Raw genomic sequence first — 23,170 nt, 5'->3', positions numbered from 1 at the left:
CGTAGACCGCCCGGTCGTGAATCACGTCGCAGTGCACCGGCACCAGCGCACCCGGAACCACACACCTGCCCGAAGCGCAAGGGCCAGGGCCGGATCGGGATGTACGCCCACGTGGCCGGCGACGTCTGCTTCGGCTGTAACGGCGAGGGCACCATCCGGTTCCCCGTCGACTGGCATGAACGCGAGGCCGGAGCCGCCGACCGCCGCCGCGCGCACCAGCCGCCCTCGGTCGACGCGATCACGTGCGGGCATGTCGTCGGGACGCATCGCCTTGGCTACTCGGGTGGCTGCTCGCCCCTGCCCAGCTATCGGATCTGGGGCTACATGCCGGAGCGGGACGTTCCTGATTTGGGAAGTTGTCCTCCTGGCGAGGTACCGCGGTGCGTCGGCCCCGGGGCAAGGCGGGATGCCATAGACGTAGCTACAGGGGACACCGTCCGGATGGCGGTACCGCGTGCGTGCCGCGATCGCTAACTTGCAGCGGTGCGAAGGTGCCCCTGGCGTGCTCGACTGATTGCGGGCTTGTTACTCACGGCGGGACTCGCCGTGACGTCGTGCTCGAGACTCAGCAGCCAGGCCGAGGATTTCCCCCACCTCTGGGTGGGAGCCGACGCAACAAGCGCCGTCATGGTCCAGGTCACCCGGGAGGCAAACGCGCTGTCGGGAACCCTGGACGAGATCCGCATGACCCACGAAAGCGCGACCACGACGACGCCGTCGCACATCGCCTTCACAGGCACCTTGGACGGCAATGCCCTGACTCTCAGCTTCCCCCAGAGGTTCGGGCTCGTCCACAACATTTCCGGCACCCTGTCGAGCTCCAGCATGAGCCTGCAGGTACCTCAGGACGACGGCGCAATCGCATCTGTCACCCTGAAGCCGGGGTCGCTCAAGACGTACAACGATGCCGTGAATGTCGTGCAGGCGTCGGCTCAGGCCAACGCCTCAGCGCATGAGGCGGCTGCGGCGAGTGCCGCAGCGGCGGCCTCAGCGCAAGAGAGTCAGCAGCGGATCACGTCCGCAGCTGACGCCGTTATGAAGAAGAAGCAGGCGGTTCGAACCGGGCTCGCCTCGCCGCCTTCGTTCTCGGACTTTGACAGTCACCTGTCCGCCGCTCGCGACCACCTCGCAGACGCAAGAGCCAACGCTGCAAAGGCGGACAAGGAGGCTGACCAGTCGGTTGCCTGCAGCGATGCCTACACCGCAGACAGCGACGCCTACACCGTGGAGAGCGACGCCTACACCATCGACAGCGACATGTTGAGCCTGACGGGCGAAATCGATTCCCTCAAAGACGCCGCCGCTGACCTCGACCGCGCATTGGCTGAGTATCAGCAGGCTGCCACCGCGCTACCGGACTACACACCGCCCCAGGCGCCAGACGCAAACCAAGTCAAGGACCTCCTCAATCAGGTATTGCTGAAGACGGATGCCTGGCGCAAGAAGGGATCCGGCTACCAGACCAAGGTTGCGGAGCTGCTGAAGCAGGCGAGGTCCGTCGCCGAACAAGCGAAGAAGGAGCACTGTTAACGGGCCGCACACTGCCCCGAGATCATGGTGCCGGCGTAGTCGTGCTCGTATCGGCGCACGGGTTCGCCGGTGGCCCGATTGATGTGCGACAGCCGGTGACCCCGCACGGGTCAACACGGCATGTACCGTCGAGGCCGGCCTGGCGAGCCGCCCAGCGATCTGGATCGGACCCAGACGCTGTTTCCAGCGCAAGTGAGCGATCTTGCGGACGGCGGGCTGCGGTGTCCGCGACCGGCGGTGATGTGGTCGCGATGACCGGTCCGCCATACCCGCCGGCCCATCGCTGCGATAGCGATCGGCCCACCGCTTCGTTGGGCTCGGCTTCGGCTTAGGGCTGACGGTGCGGGTCGGGACGGGGGAGCTGGGTTCTGCGCTGGTTGGCTCGACAGAAACCGCCGGCTCCGCAACCGGCTGCACGAGCGCAGTGGTAGCCGTAGCACTAGGGCTCGATCGCGTCCGCGAGGGGCGGCAGTGATGGCGCGGACACGTTAGGTTGTTCGAGCTGAGGCTGATCGATTAACGGGGGCTATGGGTGGTCGACGCATCCGATGAGTTCGCGGAGCTGGAGGAGCTACGCCGACAGGCGGATGACCTGCGTTCGCGGCTCCTGGCCGGGAATCGGGAAGCCGCAGAGTCATCGGCCCGCGACTCCCGCGAGGGCCTGAGGGTGGCGCTGACCTCCGATGGTCGCGTCGACCTAGTCGAAATGCTGGCCGATTGGCGCCGGCGCCTACCTCCGGAAGAGCTGGGTTCTGCCATTGTGGAAGCTGCGGACGAGGCCACGCGGCGCCGTACGGAGGCATGGGCTCATGGGATCAGCAGCCACGCCAGCGGTGACCTAGATGCGCCGGAGGCAACTGACTTTTCCTGGCTGCCAGCCTCGGGCTCGCCCGTGGACGAGTCAGCAGTCAACTTCGCTCGCGGCCTGTTCTACGTGCTCAAGGATTCCTCCGCCCGATTGGACGACATGGCCACGGAGCTTGAGCAGGCGGCAAAAATGGGTTCGACCGGCAGCGACTCGTCCAGCCGGGTGACAGCGGTGCTGAGCGGGGACCGGCTGTGCTCGGTGACCTTGGACCAGAGATGGTTGGCCTCCGCCGAGGATGATCAGGTCAGTGGCGCCGTTACCGCCGCGATCGCGGCGGCCTATGCCAACCGCGCCGCAGTGCGTGCGCAATGGCAGGAGTCGTGGCCATTTAACGAGCTGGACCGCATGACGGCAGATCCGTTCCAGCTGTTCGCCAATCTCGGCCTCATGACAAGAGACCCACGAGGGAGCGGCTGACATGCCACCGCCCGGAGAGCAGAAGCTCAAGGTATCGATCGAGGCGCTCCGCAACGACGCGGCAGTCTGGGACGACTCAGGCGACGTCATGAGGAACGCCGCACAGGTCGCCGCGCGCTTGGACCTCGCGGCCCTGCACTTCTCCTACATCGGCGACAAGGTCGGACTGGTCGAGCTCTACCAGCAGCTCCAGGACCGCATGATCCGACTCCTCGGCCAGGGCAGCGAGACATTCGAAACGATCGCCACCTCGCTGCGCAACGCCGCCGACGGGTACGAGCGCGACGAGGCCGACGCCGTGCACCGGCTGAACAACATCTACTGAGAGGGCCGCCGGTGACACACCCACTTCCGCTGTCCGAGCCAGAGTTCAACGAGCTGATTCAGACAATCGAGGACGGCATGCGCCGCATCGAACGGCTGGCAAATCAGATCATCGAGCGGGTGAACCGCCAGCTCGCTTGGCTCGGATCGCTCGCGCAGGACGCGCTCGACCTCCTGCGCCGCTTCAACGAACTCGTACTCAAGTTCTACTCAGAGGTGGGCAAGTTCTTCACCCGCTGGGGAGTGCCCTGGACGCTCTACTCCCACGGCGAAACCTGGACCCGACACGTCGGCGGTCCAGTGCACGAGCTGGCCGCGAAGGTCGACGCCGGGCAACTGCTCATCGACGACTACTGGACCGGAACCGCCGCGACCGCCTACACCGGCGTAGTTCCGCTCCAGGGCAAGGCTCTTGCCGCCATCAAGGCCGCCACGGACGAGCTGGACGACGCGCTCGAAGGTAGCCGGTGGGATCATCGCCTTCTGGCTCGGCATCGCGGCCGTGCTGGTGCCCTACATCGTCGAGCTGATCGCGGCTGCCGCAGCGGCGCTCGGCATTGTCACGGCGCCCGCCTCGGCAGCAGCAGCCGGAGCATCCACCGCAAAGGCCATCGCGCTGACCACCGCCGTCGTCACCGCGGCCATCACCTACTTGACCACCCTCTGGACCCAGATGCGGGACCTCGACCAACGCCTGCACAACAGCGACGGCCTGCCGGGCGGCAATTGGCCTACCCTCGTCTCCGACATCTCCAACGGCCGGGTCCACGACGGCGGTAAGACCCTCGACTGGAACATCAAGAACTGATGGAGACCTCGCCGGTGCACGATCGCGACGACCGCATTCCACTCCCAGATCCCGCCGCCGCACGCCGCAGCGCCCGCCGCACCATCTGGGCCGGCATCGTCGTCGTCGGCCTCCTCACCGGCTTCACCGCCGGCGGCATCGCCATGCTCGCAGCCGGCGAGACACCCGCACTTCCATTCGCCATCGGCGGCCCAGTCGCCCAACTCGCCACCATCGCACTGGTCGCCACCGTGCTCTGGGCACGATCGGGCACAGGCCAGGCAGCCGTCTCTCGGTCCCGGCTCGTCTCGGCCTGCAAAGCTCTGGCGGGAATCCGGCTCATCCTGCTCGTCGTCCTAGCTGGCCTTGCCGGCCTCGCCCTGGTGCGAGCCCTCGGAGGTGACTACTGGACGCTTTTCACCGCTAGCTTCATCGGCCTGATACTCGTACTGCTTCACCGTGGCACTGGCCGCATCCGCCGGGGAATTGAAGCCACCGTCAGCCGAGGTGCCTTACATCGCGCCGGCTGACGGTGCGCGCCACGCGACATCGGCACCACTTCGGCGTGAATGTTGATCTCGCCTCCCGCTGCGCATCAACACTCCACCGAGTGGGCCCAGGGCCAGGTGACAAGGTGGAGCGTCTATCAAGCCGTCTTAGCTTAGTTTCGATGCCTCGGCCACTCCCCTGTCAACACGAGCAAGTGTTCCGAGGCACCCTCCTCGGCGGCACCGTCGATGCCGGCCGGGCCGCCTACGACCACGGACGTGGGCCCAGCCCTCACTACGACGGCTTCGGAGCTAACCGCCACACCGCCGACACCCGTAGACACAGCGACTACTGGAACGAGGACAGCGTCAGCATCCGCAACCAGGCACGGGTCATCATGGGCAAGTACAGCCTCACCCAACTCGACCACGGCCAATGCCATCCCGACCGCGTCATTCAAGAGCCCTGATGAAGACACGCACGCGTGCCGGCCTGGCGGCACCAACCCAGACGTGACGAGGGCCGAGTTGAACACGCTGGCACTGTCGACGCGCATGCCAGGGCTACCCACGGCGATCATGTCGTCGGCAGCGAGACCGTCGCCGGCGCTGGCCGCATCCCGGGCGGCATCTCTCGCCGAAAGAGCGACGCCTGCGCCACCGACGATCTTGAGCGCCGAGGTTTGGGAACGCCCAAGCTGCGGCCCTCGGGCGTTCATCGTCTACCCGCCGCGGTGGTTGCCGCCTCTGAGGCGGATCGCGCACCGATGCGACGGCCCGTCGGACCCAACCCCTACCCTGGACCCCACGCGCTCCACTCCCCCTGTCCGGAGGTGATCGACATGTCAGCCAGGCGTTAGTCCCGCGCACGGTGCGCGGGCAGCCGAAGGGCAGGTCGTCACATGGCCCGGACCGACATCCACCGACCCGAACGCGTGCAGCAGCGGGACCCGCTGGTGCGCCACTGGTTCACCGACGTTCACGAGCACGGCCGCGGACCGTGCGACCTCGACGAATTCCTCGCCGCCGACCGCTGGATCCGCACCCGCTGCTACCGGCAGGCGTCGGCCCATGCCCCGAACCTGTGCGGCTGCCAGCTCTGCACCTTCCAGTTGTACCGCAAGCTCGCCCACCGCCAGGAGCGCATCGCCTGGCGCACCATCCGCCGCCAGCTGCTCGCCGAGCACCGCGGCGGGCACCACGACCTCGACGTCCCTCCGATCCGCAGCAAGGCCTGGTAGTGAACTACGCCTGATCAAGTCCGCGCTGGTGGTGTAGAGACGGCTATCGCGGGATCCAGGCTGACGCTAGGCGCGGGGTGGGTCGGTATGGCCGGTGTTGTATTGGCCGGTCTGGGTCCGACCCATGGGAACTGCCGGTCGGTCATGGCTCTGACGGTGCGATGGGTTGCGTACCCGAATGCTGTACGCCTGCTCTTAAGCAGCCACGGTCAGCGCGCGCCGTGCGATACCTGCGGGATCTGCAAGCACATCTCGTCAAGCTGTCGGGCGGCCTGGTCGGAGTTCATCTGTTTCCTGGACTACGACGTGGAGATCCGCCGAATCATCTGCTCCATCAACGCCATCGAGTCCCTCAACGCCCGCCACCGCCGGCCAGTGCGGGTTCGCGGGCACTTCCCGACCGACCAAACCGCCCTCAACGCCCGACCTGGTCACCCGATCACCGATCACCCCGACCACCGGCGGAGGCCGCGACAAGTGGGCCGTGCGCTGGAAGCCCGCCCTCAACGGCTTCGCGATCACCTCCAAAGGCGGCACCGCCCCCAGCAGCACCAACGTGCCGGGCCGTTACACCAGCATCGGACAGTCCCTCACCGTTTGATCCGCACTAGGTCAGCAGTCCGATGCGCACGATCAGGGATGATCGAGGCCCTGCCAGTGGGGCTCTGGTCCGGCCTCGTCCGCGGCCCCGTCTGGATTGCACAGAGGGAGGTGGCTCCGGTGGAGGGCCTTCGCACTATGCCGCCGGTGGCCGGCCGTCGCAACTGAGAATCATTGTTCCGGTTATCCAGGCGATTCGGTTGTCACGCTCACCAAGATCGGATGACGGGCACCGAGAACCACCGGTCCTGACCTGACCCGCACCCACCCGCGGCGGCCGCACGTCCGATAAGGTCGCGATCCTCGCCCGGCCCGGAGACTGGGCGTGGTCAGAAGCAGGCGAGAAGCTTGACCAGGAGGCCGGGATCGGAGCATGAACGTAGGCATTGTGCGTTGCGACGGCTGCCCAGGTTGACACAACGCGCTTTCACCGGTGCAGGCCGTCGGCGACCTGGCGATGGCGCGGGCCGTTGACGGGGGGCGAGGCGGTGTCGGTGGGCGGGGGCCAATGCCTACGTACGGTGCGTTCGGATCGGCCAATGCGCGTGGCGATCTCTGCTGGATGCAGATTGGGATCCCGCCGGTACCAGTAGGCGACAGCAGCGGGTGTTGTCGACGGCACCTCGCCTCCGGTTGTGTCGTCGTTCGGCATGCCGTGGCTCACCTGTGTGCGCCGTCGGCGATCCTGAGCCGGTACGCGCAAGGAGACGTTACCGGTCCTGGCAGGTGCCTGCCGGCTGTTCTTTTCGTGGCGGTCATGCGGATCCGATGGCGATGTCTGCGTGGCGGGCAGCCCTTCGCTACCTTTCGTCTCGTGCGGCGCATCAGCCGCTTGCGCGGGATCGGAGGGCAGGGCTGACTCGGTCCGCCGCTGCTTGCCTGCCTCAGCGGCAAGACCCGCCACCATCTCGGGTGCGGAAGCCATGATGGATCCGGTCACCGGCTTGGTGGTACGCGCCGTGGCGGCTGGTGTCGCAGCAGGGTGAGAGTCAGCCTCCGGACGGTGCGTGAAAGAGGCGAGTGTGCGGGTTGTGGCCGAGTGCGATGCGGGAGTATCCGGAGAGGTGACGGACGGTCCGGGCTCGGGCCGGGTCGTCGGTCGGGGTCGGTGTGATGTGGCGCAGCGGATCCGTGCGGTGATCTCGACGAGGCTGACGCTGGCGACGATCACGAGCCCGTCGACGCTGATGGGCAGCAGGTAGGCGGCGGTCTTGGTCTCGCCGTACCGTGCGGCGACGCCGGCCATGTGCCAGTAGCTCACCCATGCCGCGATTCCTGCGATCGAGGCGGCGGCTAGCAGCCGCACCACGGCGAGCACACGCTGGTGGCTGGGTACGCGGGAGATGAGCTCGACGGTGAGCATCAACGCCAGAGGTGGCCACGCGGAGATGATCTGACTGACCGGGTTGGGTCGGGCGTGGAGCACGTTCGCGGCGACAGAGGCAGCGACGCCGAGGGTGAGCACACCCCGAACGGCCCACCGCAGCCGCCGCAACTGGCTCAGGTCCCGCTCCCCCACCTCGACGTTGGCAACGGCTGCGGTGGTGCTCATGCCGGGGTCTCCCCTGCCATGTGGGGTGCGGGTTTCGGGCCTGGCTTGGGGTGTGTGGCTTGGGCGACGAGGTGGTCGGCCAGGGCGAGGGTGTCGGCACCGGGTCTGGCGTCGATGTCGGCGAGGGCGCGGGTCAGCCTGCGGCGCAGGGTGCGGATCGCGTCGAGGTGGCCCAGTTCGGCGCGGGCGCGCATCGCCGCCTGGTAGAGGGCCTCGTGGTGCGGTTGGTGGGCGATGGCGGCCTCGAGGACGGCGGCCTGCTGTGCCGGTTGTCCGTCCAAGGTGTCGGCGAGAGCGAGGTGGGCGTCGAGGGCTTCCTGGCGTATCGCCTCGCGGTAGGACTCGACCCATTCGTAGTCGCAGCCCTGCGCGAGTGGCCCGTGGTAGGCCTCGACCGCCCGACGCAGGGCGGCTGCGCGGGCCTGCGGGTCGATGGCCTGCCCGGCCTCACGGATCGCCGCCCGCATCCGCCAGAGGTCTATGTCGAGCATGTCGGGGTTGAGCAGGTAGCGGTGGTCGGGGTGGGTGACGTAGCTGCCGGGGCCGCCGTTGTGTCGCAGAGCGGCGCGTAGCCCGGAGACGTAGGTGTAGAGCCGGCCGGCGGCCTTGCTGGTTGGGGCGTCGGGTAGCAGGTCGTCGAGGATGGCCTCCGCCGAGGCTGCCCCGTTGTGCACGGCCAGGTAGACCAGCAGCTCGAGGGATTTCGCGCGCATGTTGCGTTGGGGGTCGCCGTCGACGATGCGGGGGGCGCCCAGCACGGTGAGCCTCACCCGCCCTGACAGTTCCCGCGCAGGCTCACCGTCTGCGTCTTTACCCTGTGCGGCGACATCGGGGAAGTCCTCCGGAGGAGGCATACCCTTACCGCTCGTCGCGGTGACCTCGGTGGAAAACCTGGGCGTGTCGTTGACGGCGTCGGTCGGGGCCGCGGCGCCCTCGACCACGCCCGCCCGGCCCGTATCACCGTCCAGCACCTCGTCTTCGACCGCGTGGTCGGAGGACTCAACGGTTGGGGCAGGCGTGGCTTGATCGGTGGGGTCTGGCGGCCACGCTGGGCTGTCTGGCGCTTGTCGGCAGGTGAACCCGGCCTGGGAGCCGGTCCGTGGCGGCGGTGTCTGCGTCGTTGGTCTATGCGGTTGGGGTTGCCGGGTGTGCGACTCGGCGAGGGTGGCGAGCAGGTCCACAGCTTCGGCGGCGTTGAGCACGGCAAGCCGGCCGATGTCGGCCGGATGGGTGCCATGGCGGGCGCCTTCACCGTCGGCGGGGGTGGTGGTGCCGTCCTCGGTGACGACGATGGTGTTGCCGTGCGGCCACGGTCCGAGCAGCACGCCGTGGATGTTCAGGTGCTCGCCCTGGTTCAGGAGCGCGGCGACACGGAGGCGTTCGTTGTCGGGCGTGGCGTCGGCTAGGAGCATGAGCGGCGGCGGCGGTTGCTCGTCGGGGTGGGAGTCGTGCAGGTCGGCGACGGTGTTGACGTCGTGTTGGTCGACCAGACGAGTGCGGTGCAGCGTCTGCGTTTCCACGAGGTCCAGGGCCTGCTCGAGTGTGGACGGGGTCAGCAGACGTGGCGTGTGCGGCAGATCCGTTGCGGCAACGCCGAGCAGTCTTACCGCGGTCGGTGCAGGTACGACCACCGTGGTTTGGGCATGCGGCTGGTGTGGCCCGCCGGAGGCAAGGGCGGCGATCAGGAATCCCCTCGCGGCGGCTGCCGCGCCGGGCCCGGTCAGTCCGAGTCCGGCCGGTGGCCACAGTGCCGACAGCGGATTGTGCAGGGCCGGCGCCAGTGGTGTCGGCTGCCCGCTGGTCCTGTCGCTGCCGCTGTCCATCTGTGGACCGGTAAGGCCGGTGGCGGCGGGAGTAGTGCCGTTGGTGTCGGGGGCCTCGCTGGCCGGCGCGTGCCCGCATTCAGACGTGGGGTGACTGGCGTTCAATCTCTCGCCGCGCGGGGCGTCTGTGACGGGCTCGATTGGCTGGTCACCGTGGTGTGTGGAGGGGGCCCGGCGTAGTCCGCGGCGGATCTGATCCACGACGCGCGGCATGGGACTGATGCTGGTGGTGTCCGTGCTGGGCGCTCCCAGTGGGCGGGGCGTGTGGCGGTGCCCGCGGTGCGCCCACACCAGCGCGACGGCGGCCGCGACGGCCAAAGCCAGGCCCACGTCGATCCAGCTACCGGTAGGCAACGTGATCCCGCGAGGTGTCCGCTCGGCGCCGTGGTCGTGGGTCGGTTTCGTATCCGGGCTGCTGCCGACGGTGCAGGTGTCCGTGGACGCGGTGGGAGTGCTGGGGGCTGTCGTGGCCGCCGGGTCGTCGGCGGTGCTGGTGGGCGCCGGGCTGGGCGCCGGTGCGGTGGTGGGCGCTGGTTGTGGTCTGGTGTCCGGCTGGCGGGTCGGCGGTGCCGGGGTCGCTCGTTGCGTGGGTGGTGTGGATTCGGTGGTGTCGGCGGGCAGGTCGAGGATCCAGCCGGGGCGGATGAGGTCGGGGTCGTGCAGGGTGCCGCCGACTCGGGGGAAGTGGGTGCCGCGATTGAGGGCGTAGATGTCGGACCAACGACTGTCGTCGCCAAGCTGTCGTGCAGCGATTGAGGACAGGGTGTCACCCCGCCGCACGGTGTAGGTGGGGCTATCCGGGACGCCTTCTGCCACCGGTGACGGCTCTTGAGGGGCGTCGTGGCTGTCGTGGGGTGCGCGGGGCCGGGTGGGTTGCCCGTCGCCTTCGGCGGCGGCGTCGGTTGCTGCGGTGGCTGGGCTGGCGCCGACGGTGGCGGTGATCGCCGTGGCGCCCAGCAGCGCGGCGGCCAAGCCTTGGAGGGGTCCGGGCAGGCGCAGCGCTGGTAGCCAGCGGGTGGCGCGGGTGAGCCGCGCGACCAGGCGAGCGAACATGGCGGTCATCAGGTAGACGGCGAGGGCGGCGGCGCCGACCTGGGCCAGGAAGATGATGAATCCCTCGGTCAGCGGCTGCGCAAGCCAGGCGCGCGCCTGCGACGCTGAGGGGACCCGCGGCCTCTGCCACACCTCGGTGTGTAGGAGCGTGGCGTAGCCCGCGGACACGAAGGCTGTCGCAGTGGTGGCGGCTGCGCCGCCCGTCTTGGAACTCACCCGTCATCTCCTCACGCCCACACGATCCGATCGGCAAGGTTCGTGATCGACGCTAGAAGTGGCGGGAAGGAGCGGGCAGGGGTTGGCAGCTGACAGGGCCTCACACGACCTCACACGGCCTTACACCCCGAGGTCAGCCAAGTAAGAGGGCAGTTCCATCCGGCCGAGGTTAGGCAGGGCCCGGGCAGTCAGGCCCCGGGAATGTCACCGCGTGGAGGGCGCCGCCTGGTCGAGGGGCGTGGGTGAGAGCCCGGCGTGGGTGAGGCGGTGGGTGTAGGTGCGCAGGATTTCGGCTGCGCCGGTGTGGTCACCGACGGCGGTGAGCGCGTCGGCGGCGCGGCGGTGCAGGTCCGCGTTGTAGGGGTCGACGCGCAGCGCGGCTTGCAGCAACTCCACGGCGCGGCGCGGTTCGGGTTGGGCGGCGGCCGCGGCGGCGTAGGCGTCGATGACCAGTCGCCGGGTAGCTTCGCGCGGCGGATCGACCCAGGCCCAGGTGTGGCCGGTGGCGAGATCGCCGGTGTAGGCGTCGGTGACCTTCTGCCAGGCGCCGGTGTGATCGGTGAGGGCGGTGGCGGCGCGGCGGGCTGCCGCACGCAGGTGCCACAGGTCGACGTCTACCTGCTCCGGATCGAGGCGGTAGCGGTCCTCGGCGTGGTCGATGACAGCGGCGCTGATGCTGCGGCGCAGCTCGCTGAGGGTGGTGTAAAGGCGTCCGGTGACGGTGTGGGCGGGTACACCCGGCCAGATCGCGTCCGTCAGCTGCCGGGTACGCAGGCCGTCGGGGTGAACAGCGAGGAGGATGAGAGCTTGCCAGGCGGCGCTGCGGCGGATCGTGACGGGTTGTCCGCCGACGAGGAGGGCGGGTTTGCCGAGCACCCTCAGCTGCGTCGACGGCGGGGCCGGGCGGGCGATGGCCGGGTGAACGGTGACGGTGTCGGCGGGGGGCCGTGGGCGGGGAACGGCCGTGGCGTCGGCTGGCTGGCGCTGCAGCGGGGGCTGGGTGAGGGTGAGGACGGCGAGCAGGTCGGTGGCGGCGACCTGGTCCAGGACGCACAGCCGCGGCCCGCCCTGCTGCGAGCGCCCGGCCTCGCTGGTGTGGCCGTGGACATCGACGTGCCACGCCGTCCCGACCGGTGAGGTGCCGAGAACCACTGCGGTGACGGTGCCGGTATCGAGCACGGTGGCCAACCGGCTGCCAGCGGGCGCGGGCACGGTTTCGCTGATCAGCAGCATCGCGCGTGCGGTGCTGTGTGCAAGCGTCAGCGCTTCGTCGAGGCTGGCCGTCACTTGCAAGCCGGGAAGCCCCTGGTGCGGTGTCATGGTGGCGGTCGGGCCGAGCAGCATCGCCCACGCCGTTCGGGTGATCACGGTCGGCGTCCCGCCCGCCGGCTGCCGTAGCGCGGCAAGCAGTGTGGTGACCAGGACTCCCCTGCCGGCGTGCAGGGCACCGGGACCGGTCAATGCGACAGCCGCCGGCAGCACGGTCAGCGGCCCCGCCGCCCTAGCCTCGCCCGGTGGCGGCCGTTCAGACTCGACACCGGTATGGGCGGTGGCGTCCAGGGCCGCCCGGACAGCCGCGACCGTCCTCGACAGCGGCGGCAGGTCATGGAGCGGCGCTTCTGACCCGGTCAGGGGCTCATAGTCGCGGCGGCGACGCAGCCACACCAGCGCCGACGCAGCCGCTACCTGCTCAGCCGCCTCGCGGGGCAGCCACCCTCCCGCGATAGTGACGCCCTCCCCCACGTCCACGGTGTCAGCGGTGTCGGGGCCTAGGGGTGCGCCATCAACGGCGGAGGCGGTGACCGGTGCCACCGGTTCGGCAGGCTGGGCAAGAGCGGCGTGACCCGCGCTCAGGGCCGCCGCGCCGGCGACGCCGGTGGCGGTGGCCTGCAGCGGCGTGGGCAGTGGCAGGCGGCGCAGCCACCGCGCGCTCGAGCGCACCCGGCGGGCAGTGGCCGCGACGGCGGTGTAGGCGACGAACAGCCAGATCGACCAGGCCAGCAGGGTCAAACCGGCGGTCAGTGTCCGTTCGGTCAGAGGCTGCGCCACCCACTCCTGCACCTGCTCAGTGGTGGGCACGCCTCGCAGGGGCCAGCTTGAGACTTTGACCAGGAGCAAGGGCGGACCGACCAGGAGCATCAGCAGGCCCGCCCACGCCGCCATCCGTCGCGGCCACCTCACCGCCGCCACCAGCCGCCGGCACCGCAGGCACGATCAGGATTGACCTCGGTGAGGGCGCTCATGAGGCGAGGCGGGGGTGAGGGCGCAAGATCCGGGCCCACAGCTGGCGAAGCCACCACACCGCGACCGCGATGGCGTAGATGACGCCGAGGATCCCGGAGGCGCGGGGGCTGACCAGCGCTGCGGTGATGACCGCCAGGGGTGCGCCCAGGATGAGCCGCAGCAGCGGTTGGCGCACCACCGCCATGATGGTGCCGGCGCCGAGGAGCAGTCCGCCGAGGCGGCCGGTGATGTCGATGAACAGGATCATGTCGGGCCAGCGGTCGGCGGTCAGTGAGTACTGGATGCACAGCATCCCGGCGGCCGCTGTCAGTACCGAGCTGGTGGGGAAGGATAGGAGCTGTGACCAGCCGCCGCGGGGTGTGCGCCACTGTCGGGCGGCGACCAGTGCCAGCACCGCCGCGACCACGACGATCGGGGCGATAGGCATCAGCGCCCACCGCAGGAACGGCCCGACAGCCGTTGCGATGTAGAGGCTGCCGACCACCGCGTACATGCCGGCGACCGCGGTGCCCATGCTCGCGGCGGCGAGGATGCCGGTGCCGGTCTGGACACCGGGCGGGCTGTGGTCGGCTGTGTTGCGGGCGGCGATGGCCGAGGCGATGACCGTGCCGGCGGCGAGGCAGGCGATCAGGGCGAAGACCGCGGCCATGGCCAGTTCACCCCAGTTCAGCACCGCCGTGGCAGGAATGACGCCGAGGAACCCTCCCCTCCACTCCGGAGTGAGGAGGAACTGTGCCACCAGAGCTAGGGACGCGAAGCCGGGTACCGCGATGGCGACAGCCCTTCGCACCGGCGGCACCGTAGCCGACTGGTCCTCGGGGGCAGCGTCGCCGGCCTGGGTGGATCCGGCGTCGGCGGCGCCGTGCACCGCGGCGAGGTTAGGATCGGCGGCCACGACCGGGGTTATACCGGTCGTCTGGGCGAGGGTTTTCTCCAGCGCCGGCATCTGGGCGACGCCCCCGACGCAGTAGAGGCCCGCGATGTCGGCCCGGTCTACTTCCGCCGCGGCGAGGGCTTCCACCGTCAGCTCGGCGACCCGGGTGAGCACGGGTTGTGCGGCCTGCTCGAGCAGGCCGCCGTTCAGTACCGCCGCGGGCCCGGTTGGCAATGGAACGGTGGCCGCGGCGTGGTGGGTGAGGGCGTGCTTCGCCGCCTGCACGCTGGCCGCCAGCGCCCACCTCTGGCCCTGTTCGCCAGCCGAACCGGTCGCTGCGCCGGCCAACATGTTCGCTAGCGCCTGGTCGATGGCGCTGCCACCGGCGTCCGGGTCAGCGAGGGTCGCCAGGACCTCGAAGCCGGTCGGGCCACGACGCAGAACGCTCACCTCCGCTGCGGCGCCGACGTCGCAGACGACGAGGAACGCGCCGACCGGAAGCTGCGCACCTGTCGACACCAGGTGGCCGGCCGCGGCGACCGGCGCTTCGACGAGGCGGGGCTGCGGGAGGCCAGCCCGGTGCGCGGCGTGGCGCATCCATGTCCGCCGCCTGGGGCCCCACCCCGCGGGCACCACCACGCGTACGTCCTCCACCGCGACGCCCACCGCCTGCTGCGCTTCCCCGGCGACCCGGCGCAGAGTAGCCGCGACAAGATCCAGCGTGTCGACGTCCGCGCCGGCGACGGTGAGCATCTGCTCGGCGGACCGTCGAGGTGACGGAATGAACCTTTGCGGCTCGGCGATTCCCGCCTGCCAGGCCCTCTGCCCGGTCAGGACGTTCCCGTCATCGGCCAGGAACACCGCGCTGGACAGCGCCGGTTCGCCGTCGAACTGCAGCGGAATCCACCGACCGTCCGGCCAGGCCACGACCGCAGTCGTGGTGGCACTGCCACAGTCGATCGCTAGCCGCGCCTCCCCCGGTCGCATAGATCTCAGTCAAACATGAGGATCATCTTTTCGTCACCCGTGAATCACGCACAGCACCAGCGCGCAAGACGACGGGGATCACTGGAGGTGATCTCCCCTACTGCCCTTGAACGCTGTAACACCTTGACCACCATGGATTGGATAGAGCTGTGGGACCATCGATCACGCCAGCATCCACCGACGACGTTGCCGCCCTCTGGACGAAGGCTGCCCTAGCGACCGGTCCCGTCGACCGAGATCGGGCCGAAGCCGCCGCCCAGGCGGCCTACCGCGCCGCCAGCCTGCCGGCACCGCCCCGTTTCATCTGGTGCACGTCACTGCAAGACGCCATGGACCAGCTCCGGCGCCACATCAGCCAGGGACACACGCCGCTGGTGCGTCAGGTACGCCGAGACGTCCTCCAGAAGGCCCTCTCCACGGCGCGGGCACCGCTGTGGCAGCAGGCATCCGACCTCGAACAGAGCAAGGCTTTCAGCGCCTTCCATCACTTCTTCGAGTGGGAGGGCTACTACGGCGAACAACGCTACGACGGCGTGGACGAACGCTACGACCTGATGGAACACCCCTACCTCTGCTCACCAGTCCTGCCAGCAGAACGCGCCGTACTGCAACCGGTCCTGACCACCCTGCGCAGCACCTACGAGCAGCGACTGCGCCCCGCCTGGGACGCGCTGGGCCCAGTAATGCGCAGCTACGCCCTCAGCGCCGCCCGGTACTGGCAGGCCTACGACACCGGTGTCGAACAGAAAGACGAGGCACGCGCCGTCGTGCAGTACTGCCTCCCGGACGCCAACGACCGATTCTTCGACCCCGCATGGCACTTCTACCCCGACCTCGTCGTCCTGGCCGCCATTGACACCTACCGCACGGCATTCGCCACCACCCCGCTCCCTGGCTGGGAAGGTTGCCGAGAGGTGGCGTTGACGTCCGGGCCCTGGTGGCCCCTCGCCGACCTCGCCATCATGAGCGAGCGGCCAACCGTGACGCACCTCGACGGCCAGAGCCAGGGACGCACCGATGATCAGACAGCCGAAGCCTAGGGGAAAGGCCAGGGGCTATCTCAGTTCAGTTTCCTGACTCCCAGGATCGCCGGGTGTCGGCACTCGTCGCCCACGTCGGGCTCCCGCCGTTCGCTTGCCACTGCCTTGCCGACCGTCGGCGCCGGACCCTGCCCCGCCGCCTTTGACTATCAGCCCGCCGACCCAACATCGAACACCTGCACGACGCGCTGGTGTGGGAAGTGGCGGGGCTGGTGAAACGGCATCGGGGGGCGCCTGGGCCGCCGGGACGTTGGCTGACCCGCAAGGTCCGGTGGAAGGTCATCGCCCGCGCCGGCGACGTGGAAACGGGCCGGGTGTTGCGGTGGGAGTTCGATACGGAAGCGAAAGCCATGGCGATGGGCCGGCGGCTCCTTGCCGCGACGCGGGCGTCGGCGCGAACACGCCGGTGATGCCGCCTCACCCCGGTGACGGGTCCAGTTCCGGCCGGGACGTCGGATCCCGCAAAGGTAGTCGCCCGGCCGGAACTGCCCGGTCAGGAGCTGCAGGTGTTGAGCATGCTCTGCAGCGCGGACTTCTCCGTCGACTGCAGGGTCAAACCCCAGCTGTACTTCACGGTGATCCACATCTTGCTGTAGGTGCACCGGTAGGAAGACAGCGGCGGCTGCCACGTGGACGGGTCCTGGTCGCCCTTGGCCTGGTTGACGTTGTCGGTGACCGCGATCAGTTGGGGGCGGGTGAGGTCGTTGGCGAAGCTCTGCCGCCGGCTGGTAGTCCAGGAGTTGGCGCCGGAGCGCCACGCCTCTGCCAGGGGCACGACGTGGTCGATGTCGACGTCCGAGGCCGCCGACCAGGTGGCACCGTCATACGGGCTGTACCAGCGGCCGGAGGTCGCCGCGCAGGAGCTGTCGACGACGACGGAGGTGCCGTCGCGCTTGAGGACCTGCTCGCGGGTGTTGCAGCTGCCGCTGATGGTGATCCAGTGGGGGAACAGGTCCCGGGAGTAGCCGCTGGTTGAGCCCTGCGCCGCCACCGTTAGGGCGTTGAGCTGGGACTGTGCCGTGGCCTTGGACGGGATGCCGGGAGGCGTGGCCGACGCGGGCTGCGCGTTCACGCTCGCCAGCAAGGTTCCCGCGAGTGCCGCGACGGCGAGCGCGGCAGCGTGCCGTCTGGCGCGCGGGAATCGGGCAGAGGGTTGGGTGATCGACATGCGGGCCTCCTCGTGGTGGTGGACGGCTACCGTCTCTAACGATCATGTCGATCGAAGGGCATGCCTGTGAAGGGATGTCGTACAGCCATCGACTGTTCGGCATCTTCCTGCGCCACTCGTCGCGCGGTCCAACCATGAAGAAGGGAGGTGAGGGCAATTCAGGTCTGGCGAAGGTGTGTCTCACGGTGAGCCCTGGCCGTCGGCGGGCCAAGCCGCCCGACGCCGATGGGATGTTGCGGCCACCGATCGCGCCGATGCTGGCAAAACCCGTCGGGAACGTGCCGGAGGGCCCCGGCCTGTCCTACGAGCCGAAGTGGGACGGCTGGCGTGCCCTGGCGTTCCGCCAACATAACGGGGTCTACCTGCAGTCCAGAGCCGGCCGGGACCTGGGCACGTACTTCCCGGACGTGGTCGAGGCCGTCTGCCGCGCGGTCGCACCTGGCACCGTGCTGGACGGGGAACTCGTGGTCTGGGAGAGAGAACGGACCGACTTCTCCCAGCTGCAGCGGCGGGTTACCGCCGGGACTGACCGCGAGGCCCTGGTTAGGCACCACCCCGCCCACTATGTGGTCTTCGACCTCCTTAGCGCTCCGCCCGGCCTGCCCCTGCTGGGCAAGCCGCTCGCCGAACGGCGCGCCCTGCTGACGTCACTGCTCGCCGACGCCCCGGCACAGGTCACCCTGTCACCGGCGAGCACCGACGTTGGACAGGCCACCGAGTGGCTGCACACCTGGACTGCCGCCGGCCTCGAAGGACTGTTGTAGTTAGGGTTTGTGGTTGACCGTTTGACCGCTCGGCGTTGCCGCTGAATTTCGGGGCCAACGAACTCGAATCGAACTCGATTCGCTTGCTGTCGTTGCAGTACTACTAGGTCAGTCGGCGGACGAGGACGAGTCGGCTCTTGGTCAGGGCTGCGCTGCCGATTACCGCCAAGGCAGGTGCTAGCACTATGACGACGCCAACTGCCGGCCATGGCACTTTCCAGGCGGTTTCGGGGCGAAGCGCGATCACGCCCGCTGCCGGCGCGACGCCCGCGAGGGCACCGAGTGGTACGCCAAGTCCGACGACCAGTCCGGCATGGGCTGCGGTGATCCAGCGGGTGATTCTTGGACCGGCGCCGACAGCAGCCAGGGTGGAAAGGTCGCTCCTGAGCTCTGATGTCGCGAGGCCCACGGCGGTCGCGCTGGCGATGAGAGTGACGCAGCCGCTGACCAGGGCGAGCAGCAGGGCGATTGGCCCGAGGCGGGGGCCAGCTGAGTTGTCTGGTTGCCCGGCAATGAGCCGGACGGGATTAGCCGGGACATCGGTCGGCGATGCTTGCGCTTGCGCGCCGAGCACGATGTTCCTGGCGGTCGCCAGCTCGTCCGGCTTGGGCCTGCGGGTGGTGTCGATGATGATTCCTCCAGGACGGGTCCGTATCCCGAGGAGGGCTGCGGTTTCCTTGGAGATCAGCGCGCCGGGCAGGACGGACCGGTCACGGAAGTACGCGGGCGCGGCGGCCAACACTGCGGGGATCGCTGTCGGTTGCGCTGCCCCGTTCAGGCGTAGGCGATCGTCGGAGATGAACTCCGGATAGAACGCCACAGCCTGTCCGTTGCCCATGGCGTTCCTGATCGCCTGGCCGGGCTCCTGCCCGGTCATAGCGCGGACCACTTCTTCCCCGCCGACCACAACGGTCTGTGACACCACTGGAGGCGGCCCCGGTTGGGGTGCGACATTCGCGTAGGCGACCTCTGTGTCGGCTACGGTGAGGTGCTGCAGGTTTTGCACGGGCAGGGCCTGCCGCAGCATACGGGCCTGGTCGGCGTTGAGCAGTCTGGCGACGTCGGCTGGTATGAGGATCTGCCCGGTTCGGGCGTCCGGCTGAGTGGCGGAGCCGGTTCTCGTATCGGCAGCGGTGAAAAGCATGAGCCCGACGCTGCCCGCAGTCGCGGCGCATACGGCGGCAACCGCGGCACCGGTGCGGAATTGATGGCGTGCGCCGTGTCGCCATGCCAGCCTTACCGCCGTGGGAAGAAAGCCCGCGAGTCGCCCCGCCAGCCCGACCATGGCAGGGCCACACGCTGCCACGCCCAGCAGGATCAGCCCGCTGCCGAACGCGACGATGGCCACTCCGGCGACCTCGGGTTGCGCCGCCCAGGTCGTGAGGATGATACCGACAGCACTCACGCCAAGTCCGGTGATCAGCAGTCGACGGCTTCCTCTGGAACCGGCCACCTCGCGGTTGGCCAGGGCAGCCTGGACGGGTGCTCGGGCCACCGCCCTGGCTGGTCCCAACGCAGCCAGCAGGCCAGCCACCACCGCCAGTAGGGCGATGCCCGGTAACTGCCACGTGGCGATTCCCTCCTCGGCCAGGGGTCGATCCACCAGTCGTTGCAGCCAGCTGCGCCCGACCTGGGCCGTCAGCACCCCGAGGACGACTCCTAACGCGCCCGCGAGAAGACCCAATACCAGCCCGTTCGCGAGCACGATTCGGGTCAACTGGCGGCCGGTGGCGCCCACAGCGGCGACCAGTCCAAGTTCGCGTCGCTGGCGGCGGGCGGCAACCGCGAACGCTGCGGCTACTAGCAGTACGACCTGCGCACCCGCGAAAGCCACCACGACCGCAATGCCGGCCGCGACAAGCGCCTGCTCAGACGGGTCCGGGCCGAGGGAGTCCCGCAAGAGATAGCCCAAATCGGTGCGCCCTTGACCGAGGGGTGGATGCCAGCCGGCTGCGGCTGGTGGAAGCTGAACGAGGAAGCCCCGGCGCCCGCCTGCCGACAGCTCTTGCGAGGGCGCTACCAGCAATGCCTCACGGCTGAGCTTGTCCGGCGTGTCGACAATGCCGACAACAGCGAGCCGCCGCTCGGGCAGGCCAGCGCGTACAGAGTCGCCCGGCCCTACCCGCAGCGCCGTCGCTAGGGCGGCGGTGATCGCGACCTCGCCGGCTGCCGCGGGTGGCCTACCTGCCCTCACCGGATAGGCGCCGTCGTTGACGTGGTCGGCCAGGTCCACCGCGCGGTACTCACGGATCAGATAGCCACCACCATGAGATGCCACCACCGTTTCCCCGTCGTGATACGGGGTGGTCCGGCTGCCTGCCGGCAAGTCCCGCAGGACCTCCTCGGCCTGCCCGCCGGAGATAAGCATGTCGGCCTGCCCCAGCCGCCAGGTGGCCTCCCGCTCGGCAGGAACTGACACCGCTGCCCAAGCCGACGCGAGAACCGCCGCCGCGTAGACCGGCACGAGCAGCAACAGAACCACCAAACCGCTGCGGACCGGGTGCCGCGCCGCGGTCCGCGTCGCGATTCGTAGCGCTATCCGCCACGAGCCGATGCGCGCCCTACCTGACTCCCGTGGACGGCGGGTCACGGCGTCCGCTCCTCGGCGTGCCCCACGCTGGCGGGATCTGCCGTGGCGGCAATGATGCTTCCATCGCGGATCTCGATCACACGGTCAGCCCGCTCGGCCACCCCCCGCTCGTGGGTGACGACAACAGCGGCTGCACCACGACTGAGCCGAGCACGCAGGAGATCGATGACCGCGCTACCGGTCGACGTGTCCAACGCGCCGGTCGGCTCATCGGCGAGCAACAACCGCCGCCCACCAACGAGTGCCCGGGCAATAGCCACTCGCTGCTGCTGGCCGCCCGACAACTGGTCCGGGTAGCGGTCGGCCTGGTCAGCCAAGCCCACTGCGGACAACTCGGCCAGCGCCTCACCTCTGGCTGCCCGCCGCGTGACACCGGCCAACTCACGCGGCAACGCGACGTTCTCGGCAGCGGTCAGTGCGCCTACCAGGTTGAAGTCCTGAAAGACATAACCGACCCGATCACGCCGTAGCTCCGCCAGTTCCGCAGTTCCGAGCGCGTGAAGTGGTGCGCCGTCGACCCACACCTCGCCACCGGTAGGCGAATCTAGCCCGCCCGCAATCGCGAGAAGTGTGGACTTGCCAGCGCCAGATGGTCCGACCACCGCAACCAACTCGCCCGCGTACACCTCAAAGTCGGCGTCCGTCAAGGCGTGGACGGTCGTCCCTCCGACGTGATAGACGCGACTTACTCCCCGAAACGTCAATACCGGATCGTGCGCCACCGACAGAAGCCCCCGATCTTCCCGGGTCAAGCCGAACCGGCCCCGAGCCGAGTCTGAGAGCATCCAAGACACGACTCGCGACCGGCATTAGCAAGCGTGGACGCCGACGACGCCCGGCGTACATCGTAGGCCACCAGAGCGGAATATTGCCGCGATTCGCGGGCCTCCCCCTTACGCGATCAGGCGGGCGTACACCTCGATAGGCCGGCCGCTGCCATTGAGTTCGAAGTTGTCGACATCACCATTCGGGCACGATCGGGGCCCGTAGTGCCAGGTGCTGCCGATCAGGGCGTAGACCTGGACGCACAAGCCGTCAGACCGATGGTCCTCGGACCAGCCGGTGATCTTGACGGCCGTGCTGTTGGGACAACCCACGGTCCAGTGAGCTTCGCCGGCCTTGACGCCTCCGTTGTACAGGTTGACGTCCTGGGTGTCGCCGCAGGCCGCCAGCGTTCCGAAGCCCCCGGCCGGCGCCGGCGCGGTGGTACCCGGCTTCCCGTCGGCCAACGCCGGCGACACCGAGCCGAAGCCCACGAGCCCGGCGGCCAAGATACTGGCCACTCCTACGCTCGCGAGCCGACTGACCAACCGTCGTCTACTCATGCCGTTCCCTCCCGTGTTGTGGATCGTGTCGGCCTACCGGAGCGACGAAGAGCCGCGCTCTGGGATTCCAGACAGCGACATTGCATGAGCAGGACGTAGTTCTAGCATTTCAATGCGTCAATGACTTCCTCAGCGCCCAGCTTGCGGAAGGTGAATACTGCGACATGACTCATATTCACGCTGCCAGCCTGCGGGAATTTCATCGAATGCAATTTGCCCAGACAACGGCGACTGCTCTCTGGACAGGTCGCCTCAGGATCAATCAGCCGACACCTATCACCCACCCGCGACCCCGGGCTTCGAGCTCTACACCTTCGCGCTTGAGTCGGCCCAGGATGGTGATGAGGTCTTCCAGGGAGCGGCCGAGCCGGTCCAGCGACACGACGGGTGAGCGCGTCGCCGGGGCGTCGCAAATACTCCCAGGCGCCCGCAGGCCGGGCCTGTCGGCGCTTTACCGCTGGCCTTGGTCGACCATGCAATTGGTGAGCCAGCCGCGCTGAGCGCGCCCGCTGGCAGGCTGAGTTCGCTCCGGGGTGTCGGGCGACTGGCCTGAACGTCGACCGCAACGCCAATACCAAGCCCGCACCTGCCTACGACACGGCTACCCCTGCGTCGTCTCCCTCGCCGCCGTGCGTTGACCGCCCAGCAAGGCAGTTCCCCTCCGGATGGCAGCATGGCTTCGGTGACCGCTACTACGGACTGGCACGACTGGCACCTGCCCTACGACGACGACACATCGCCGCTATCGCGCAGGCTTCGGCTCGTTCAGCGGCACATCAGCGACTGGCTTGACCGACGGCCGGACTCCTCGCTCCGGGTTGTCAGCGTGTGCGCGGGACAAGGGCATGACCTCATCGGCGCCCTTGCGCTGCGGTCAGACGCTGATCGTGTACGCGCATAGCTGATCGAGTATGACCCACGCAACGTGGCCGCCGCCCGGATGGGTATTTCCGCCGCTAGGCTCGACGGGATCACCGCCACCCAAGCCGATGCGGGCGACTTCGCCACGTACCGCACGGCCGCCCCCGCCGATCTGGTCGTTCTCGCCGGGGTGCTGGGCAACATCAGCGACGGAGACGTGCAATCAACGATCGGCGCCTTGCCTCGGCTCTGCGCATCCAATGCAACCGTGATCTGGACCAGGACCCGCCGCCATCCTGATCTCACCCCGGCGATACGAGGCTGGTTCGCCGACGCCGGCTTCGCCGAGGAGGCATTTCACGCACCCTCTGACGTGCTGTTCTCTGTCGGCGTTCATCGGTTCCACGGACAACCTTAG

The 23,170-nt window shown here is 68.8% G+C and carries 19 protein-coding genes and 2 pseudogenes; 11 read left to right on the top strand and 10 right to left on the bottom strand.

The features are described from left to right. Window positions 1-627 precede the first annotated feature (627 nt). Window positions 628-1,530, top strand: a complete 903-nt coding sequence (locus V6U79_RS06090) for a hypothetical protein (protein WP_334613814.1) — start codon at window positions 628-630, stop codon at window positions 1,528-1,530. Between the two features lie 20 nt (window positions 1,531-1,550). Here V6U79_RS06090 and V6U79_RS06085 read toward each other — a convergent pair. Continuing rightward, window positions 1,551-1,851, bottom strand: a pseudogene (locus V6U79_RS06085) (leucine zipper domain-containing protein); the annotation flags it as partial. A 211-nt stretch (window positions 1,852-2,062) separates the two neighbouring features. Between V6U79_RS06085 and V6U79_RS06080 the strand changes: the two are divergent. Beyond that, window positions 2,063-2,815 (top strand): hypothetical protein, encoded by a 753-nt coding sequence (locus V6U79_RS06080; RefSeq protein ID WP_334613812.1) that lies wholly within the window; start codon window positions 2,063-2,065, stop codon window positions 2,813-2,815. Between the two features lies 1 nt (window position 2,816). Then, window positions 2,817-3,140, top strand: coding sequence for a hypothetical protein (locus V6U79_RS06075; protein WP_334613811.1), 324 nt, complete (start codon window positions 2,817-2,819; stop codon window positions 3,138-3,140). Window positions 3,141-3,349: 209 nt separating this feature from the next. Here the strand turns inward: V6U79_RS06075 and V6U79_RS06070 are convergent, their stop codons facing one another. Then, the gene (locus tag V6U79_RS06070; protein ID WP_334613810.1) at window positions 3,350-3,634 is read right to left on the bottom strand and encodes a hypothetical protein; all 285 of its coding nucleotides are present in this window, start codon (window positions 3,632-3,634) and stop codon (window positions 3,350-3,352) included. A 7-nt stretch (window positions 3,635-3,641) separates the two neighbouring features. On the opposite strand from V6U79_RS06070, the gene V6U79_RS06065 reads away from it, so the two are divergent. The 5 genes and pseudogenes from V6U79_RS06065 to V6U79_RS06045 all read left to right on the top strand — a co-directional run. Then, complete coding sequence (locus V6U79_RS06065) at window positions 3,642-3,947, top strand: hypothetical protein (RefSeq protein ID WP_334613809.1); 306 nt, start codon at window positions 3,642-3,644, stop codon at window positions 3,945-3,947. After that, entirely contained in the window at window positions 3,947-4,456 is a 510-nt protein-coding gene (locus V6U79_RS06060) for a hypothetical protein (protein ID WP_334613808.1), read from the top strand. Before V6U79_RS06065 ends, V6U79_RS06060 begins: the two co-directional genes overlap by 1 nt. A gap of 173 nt (window positions 4,457-4,629) precedes the next feature. After that, complete coding sequence (locus V6U79_RS06055) at window positions 4,630-4,884, top strand: hypothetical protein (RefSeq protein WP_334613806.1); 255 nt, start codon at window positions 4,630-4,632, stop codon at window positions 4,882-4,884. A 432-nt stretch (window positions 4,885-5,316) separates the two neighbouring features. Next, window positions 5,317-5,655, top strand: a complete 339-nt coding sequence (locus V6U79_RS06050; RefSeq protein ID WP_334520442.1) for a hypothetical protein — start codon at window positions 5,317-5,319, stop codon at window positions 5,653-5,655. A 270-nt stretch (window positions 5,656-5,925) separates the two neighbouring features. Beyond that, window positions 5,926-6,256, top strand: a pseudogene (locus tag V6U79_RS06045) (transposase); the annotation flags it as partial. 426 nt (window positions 6,257-6,682) lie between these two features. Here the strand turns inward: V6U79_RS06045 and V6U79_RS06040 are convergent. From V6U79_RS06040 to V6U79_RS06025, 4 genes are all read right to left on the bottom strand, one after another. Further along, complete coding sequence (locus V6U79_RS06040; protein WP_334613805.1) at window positions 6,683-7,807, bottom strand: DUF2637 domain-containing protein; 1,125 nt, start codon at window positions 7,805-7,807, stop codon at window positions 6,683-6,685. Then, on the bottom strand, window positions 7,804-10,899 hold the full coding sequence (locus V6U79_RS06035) for an AfsR/SARP family transcriptional regulator (protein ID WP_334613804.1): 3,096 nt from the start codon (window positions 10,897-10,899) through the stop codon (window positions 7,804-7,806). The genes V6U79_RS06040 and V6U79_RS06035 overlap by 4 nt, the downstream gene beginning before the upstream one ends. 204 nt (window positions 10,900-11,103) lie before the next feature. Next, window positions 11,104-13,062 carry an AfsR/SARP family transcriptional regulator gene (locus V6U79_RS06030; RefSeq protein WP_334521356.1) on the bottom strand — a complete coding sequence of 653 codons (1,959 nt, stop codon included), beginning with the start codon at window positions 13,060-13,062 and terminating at the stop codon, window positions 11,104-11,106. A gap of 76 nt (window positions 13,063-13,138) precedes the next feature. Continuing rightward, window positions 13,139-14,944, bottom strand: a complete 1,806-nt coding sequence (locus tag V6U79_RS06025; protein WP_334613803.1) for an Hsp70 family protein — start codon at window positions 14,942-14,944, stop codon at window positions 13,139-13,141. A gap of 209 nt (window positions 14,945-15,153) precedes the next feature. On the opposite strand from V6U79_RS06025, the gene V6U79_RS06020 reads away from it, so the two are divergent. Beyond that, a complete protein-coding gene (locus tag V6U79_RS06020; protein ID WP_334613801.1) occupies window positions 15,154-16,044 on the top strand; it encodes a DUF6745 domain-containing protein in 891 nt (296 codons plus the stop codon). Between the two features lie 493 nt (window positions 16,045-16,537). Here V6U79_RS06020 and V6U79_RS06015 read toward each other — a convergent pair whose 3' ends face one another. Then, the gene (locus V6U79_RS06015; protein ID WP_334521364.1) at window positions 16,538-17,212 is read right to left on the bottom strand and encodes an HNH endonuclease family protein; all 675 of its coding nucleotides are present in this window, start codon (window positions 17,210-17,212) and stop codon (window positions 16,538-16,540) included. 254 nt (window positions 17,213-17,466) lie between these two features. Here V6U79_RS06015 and V6U79_RS06010 point away from each other — a divergent pair, with 254 nt between their 5' ends. Then, window positions 17,467-17,976 carry an ATP-dependent DNA ligase gene (locus V6U79_RS06010; RefSeq protein WP_334613800.1) on the top strand — a complete coding sequence of 170 codons (510 nt, stop codon included), beginning with the start codon at window positions 17,467-17,469 and terminating at the stop codon, window positions 17,974-17,976. Window positions 17,977-18,079: 103 nt separating this feature from the next. On the opposite strand, the gene V6U79_RS06005 is transcribed toward V6U79_RS06010, so the two are convergent. The 3 genes from V6U79_RS06005 to V6U79_RS05995 form a co-directional block, all read right to left on the bottom strand. After that, window positions 18,080-20,458 (bottom strand): FtsX-like permease family protein, encoded by a 2,379-nt coding sequence (locus tag V6U79_RS06005; protein ID WP_334521368.1) that lies wholly within the window; start codon window positions 20,456-20,458, stop codon window positions 18,080-18,082. Between the two features lie 104 nt (window positions 20,459-20,562). Beyond that, on the bottom strand, window positions 20,563-21,213 hold the full coding sequence (locus tag V6U79_RS06000) for an ABC transporter ATP-binding protein (protein WP_334521371.1): 651 nt from the start codon (window positions 21,211-21,213) through the stop codon (window positions 20,563-20,565). 246 nt (window positions 21,214-21,459) lie between these two features. Further along, window positions 21,460-21,837 (bottom strand): hypothetical protein, encoded by a 378-nt coding sequence (locus V6U79_RS05995; RefSeq protein WP_334521374.1) that lies wholly within the window; start codon window positions 21,835-21,837, stop codon window positions 21,460-21,462. Window positions 21,838-22,831: 994 nt separating this feature from the next. On the opposite strand from V6U79_RS05995, the gene V6U79_RS05990 reads away from it, so the two are divergent. Further along, entirely contained in the window at window positions 22,832-23,170 is a 339-nt protein-coding gene (locus V6U79_RS05990) for a hypothetical protein (protein WP_334613799.1), read from the top strand.

Origin of the sequence: Micromonospora psammae (assembly GCF_036902725.1) — a bacterium.
GTDB lineage: Bacteria > Actinomycetota > Actinomycetes > Mycobacteriales > Micromonosporaceae > Micromonospora.
The sequence above is the reverse complement of the archived record's forward strand: the minus strand, read 5'-3'. Positions and strand labels throughout refer to the sequence as shown.

Bases quoted from the DNA above. Each gene is read 5' to 3' on its own strand.
- V6U79_RS06090 (WP_334613814.1), top strand. From the start codon at position 628: ATGGTCCAGGTCACCCGGGAGGCAAACGCGCTGTCGGGAACCCTGGAC.
- V6U79_RS06075 (WP_334613811.1), top strand. From the start codon at position 2,817: ATGCCACCGCCCGGAGAGCAGAAGCTCAAGGTATCGATCGAGGCGCTC.
- V6U79_RS06070 (WP_334613810.1), bottom strand. From the start codon at position 3,634: ATGCCGAGCCAGAAGGCGATGATCCCACCGGCTACCTTCGAGCGCGTC.
- V6U79_RS06060 (WP_334613808.1), top strand. From the start codon at position 3,947: ATGGAGACCTCGCCGGTGCACGATCGCGACGACCGCATTCCACTCCCA.
- V6U79_RS06050 (WP_334520442.1), top strand. From the start codon at position 5,317: ATGGCCCGGACCGACATCCACCGACCCGAACGCGTGCAGCAGCGGGAC.
- V6U79_RS06040 (WP_334613805.1), bottom strand. From the start codon at position 7,807: ATGAGCACCACCGCAGCCGTTGCCAACGTCGAGGTGGGGGAGCGGGAC.
- V6U79_RS06030 (WP_334521356.1), bottom strand. From the start codon at position 13,062: ATGGCGGCGTGGGCGGGCCTGCTGATGCTCCTGGTCGGTCCGCCCTTG.
- V6U79_RS06015 (WP_334521364.1), bottom strand. From the start codon at position 17,212: ATGTCGATCACCCAACCCTCTGCCCGATTCCCGCGCGCCAGACGGCAC.
- V6U79_RS06010 (WP_334613800.1), top strand. From the start codon at position 17,467: ATGCTGGCAAAACCCGTCGGGAACGTGCCGGAGGGCCCCGGCCTGTCC.
- V6U79_RS05990 (WP_334613799.1), top strand. From the start codon at position 22,832: ATGGGTATTTCCGCCGCTAGGCTCGACGGGATCACCGCCACCCAAGCC.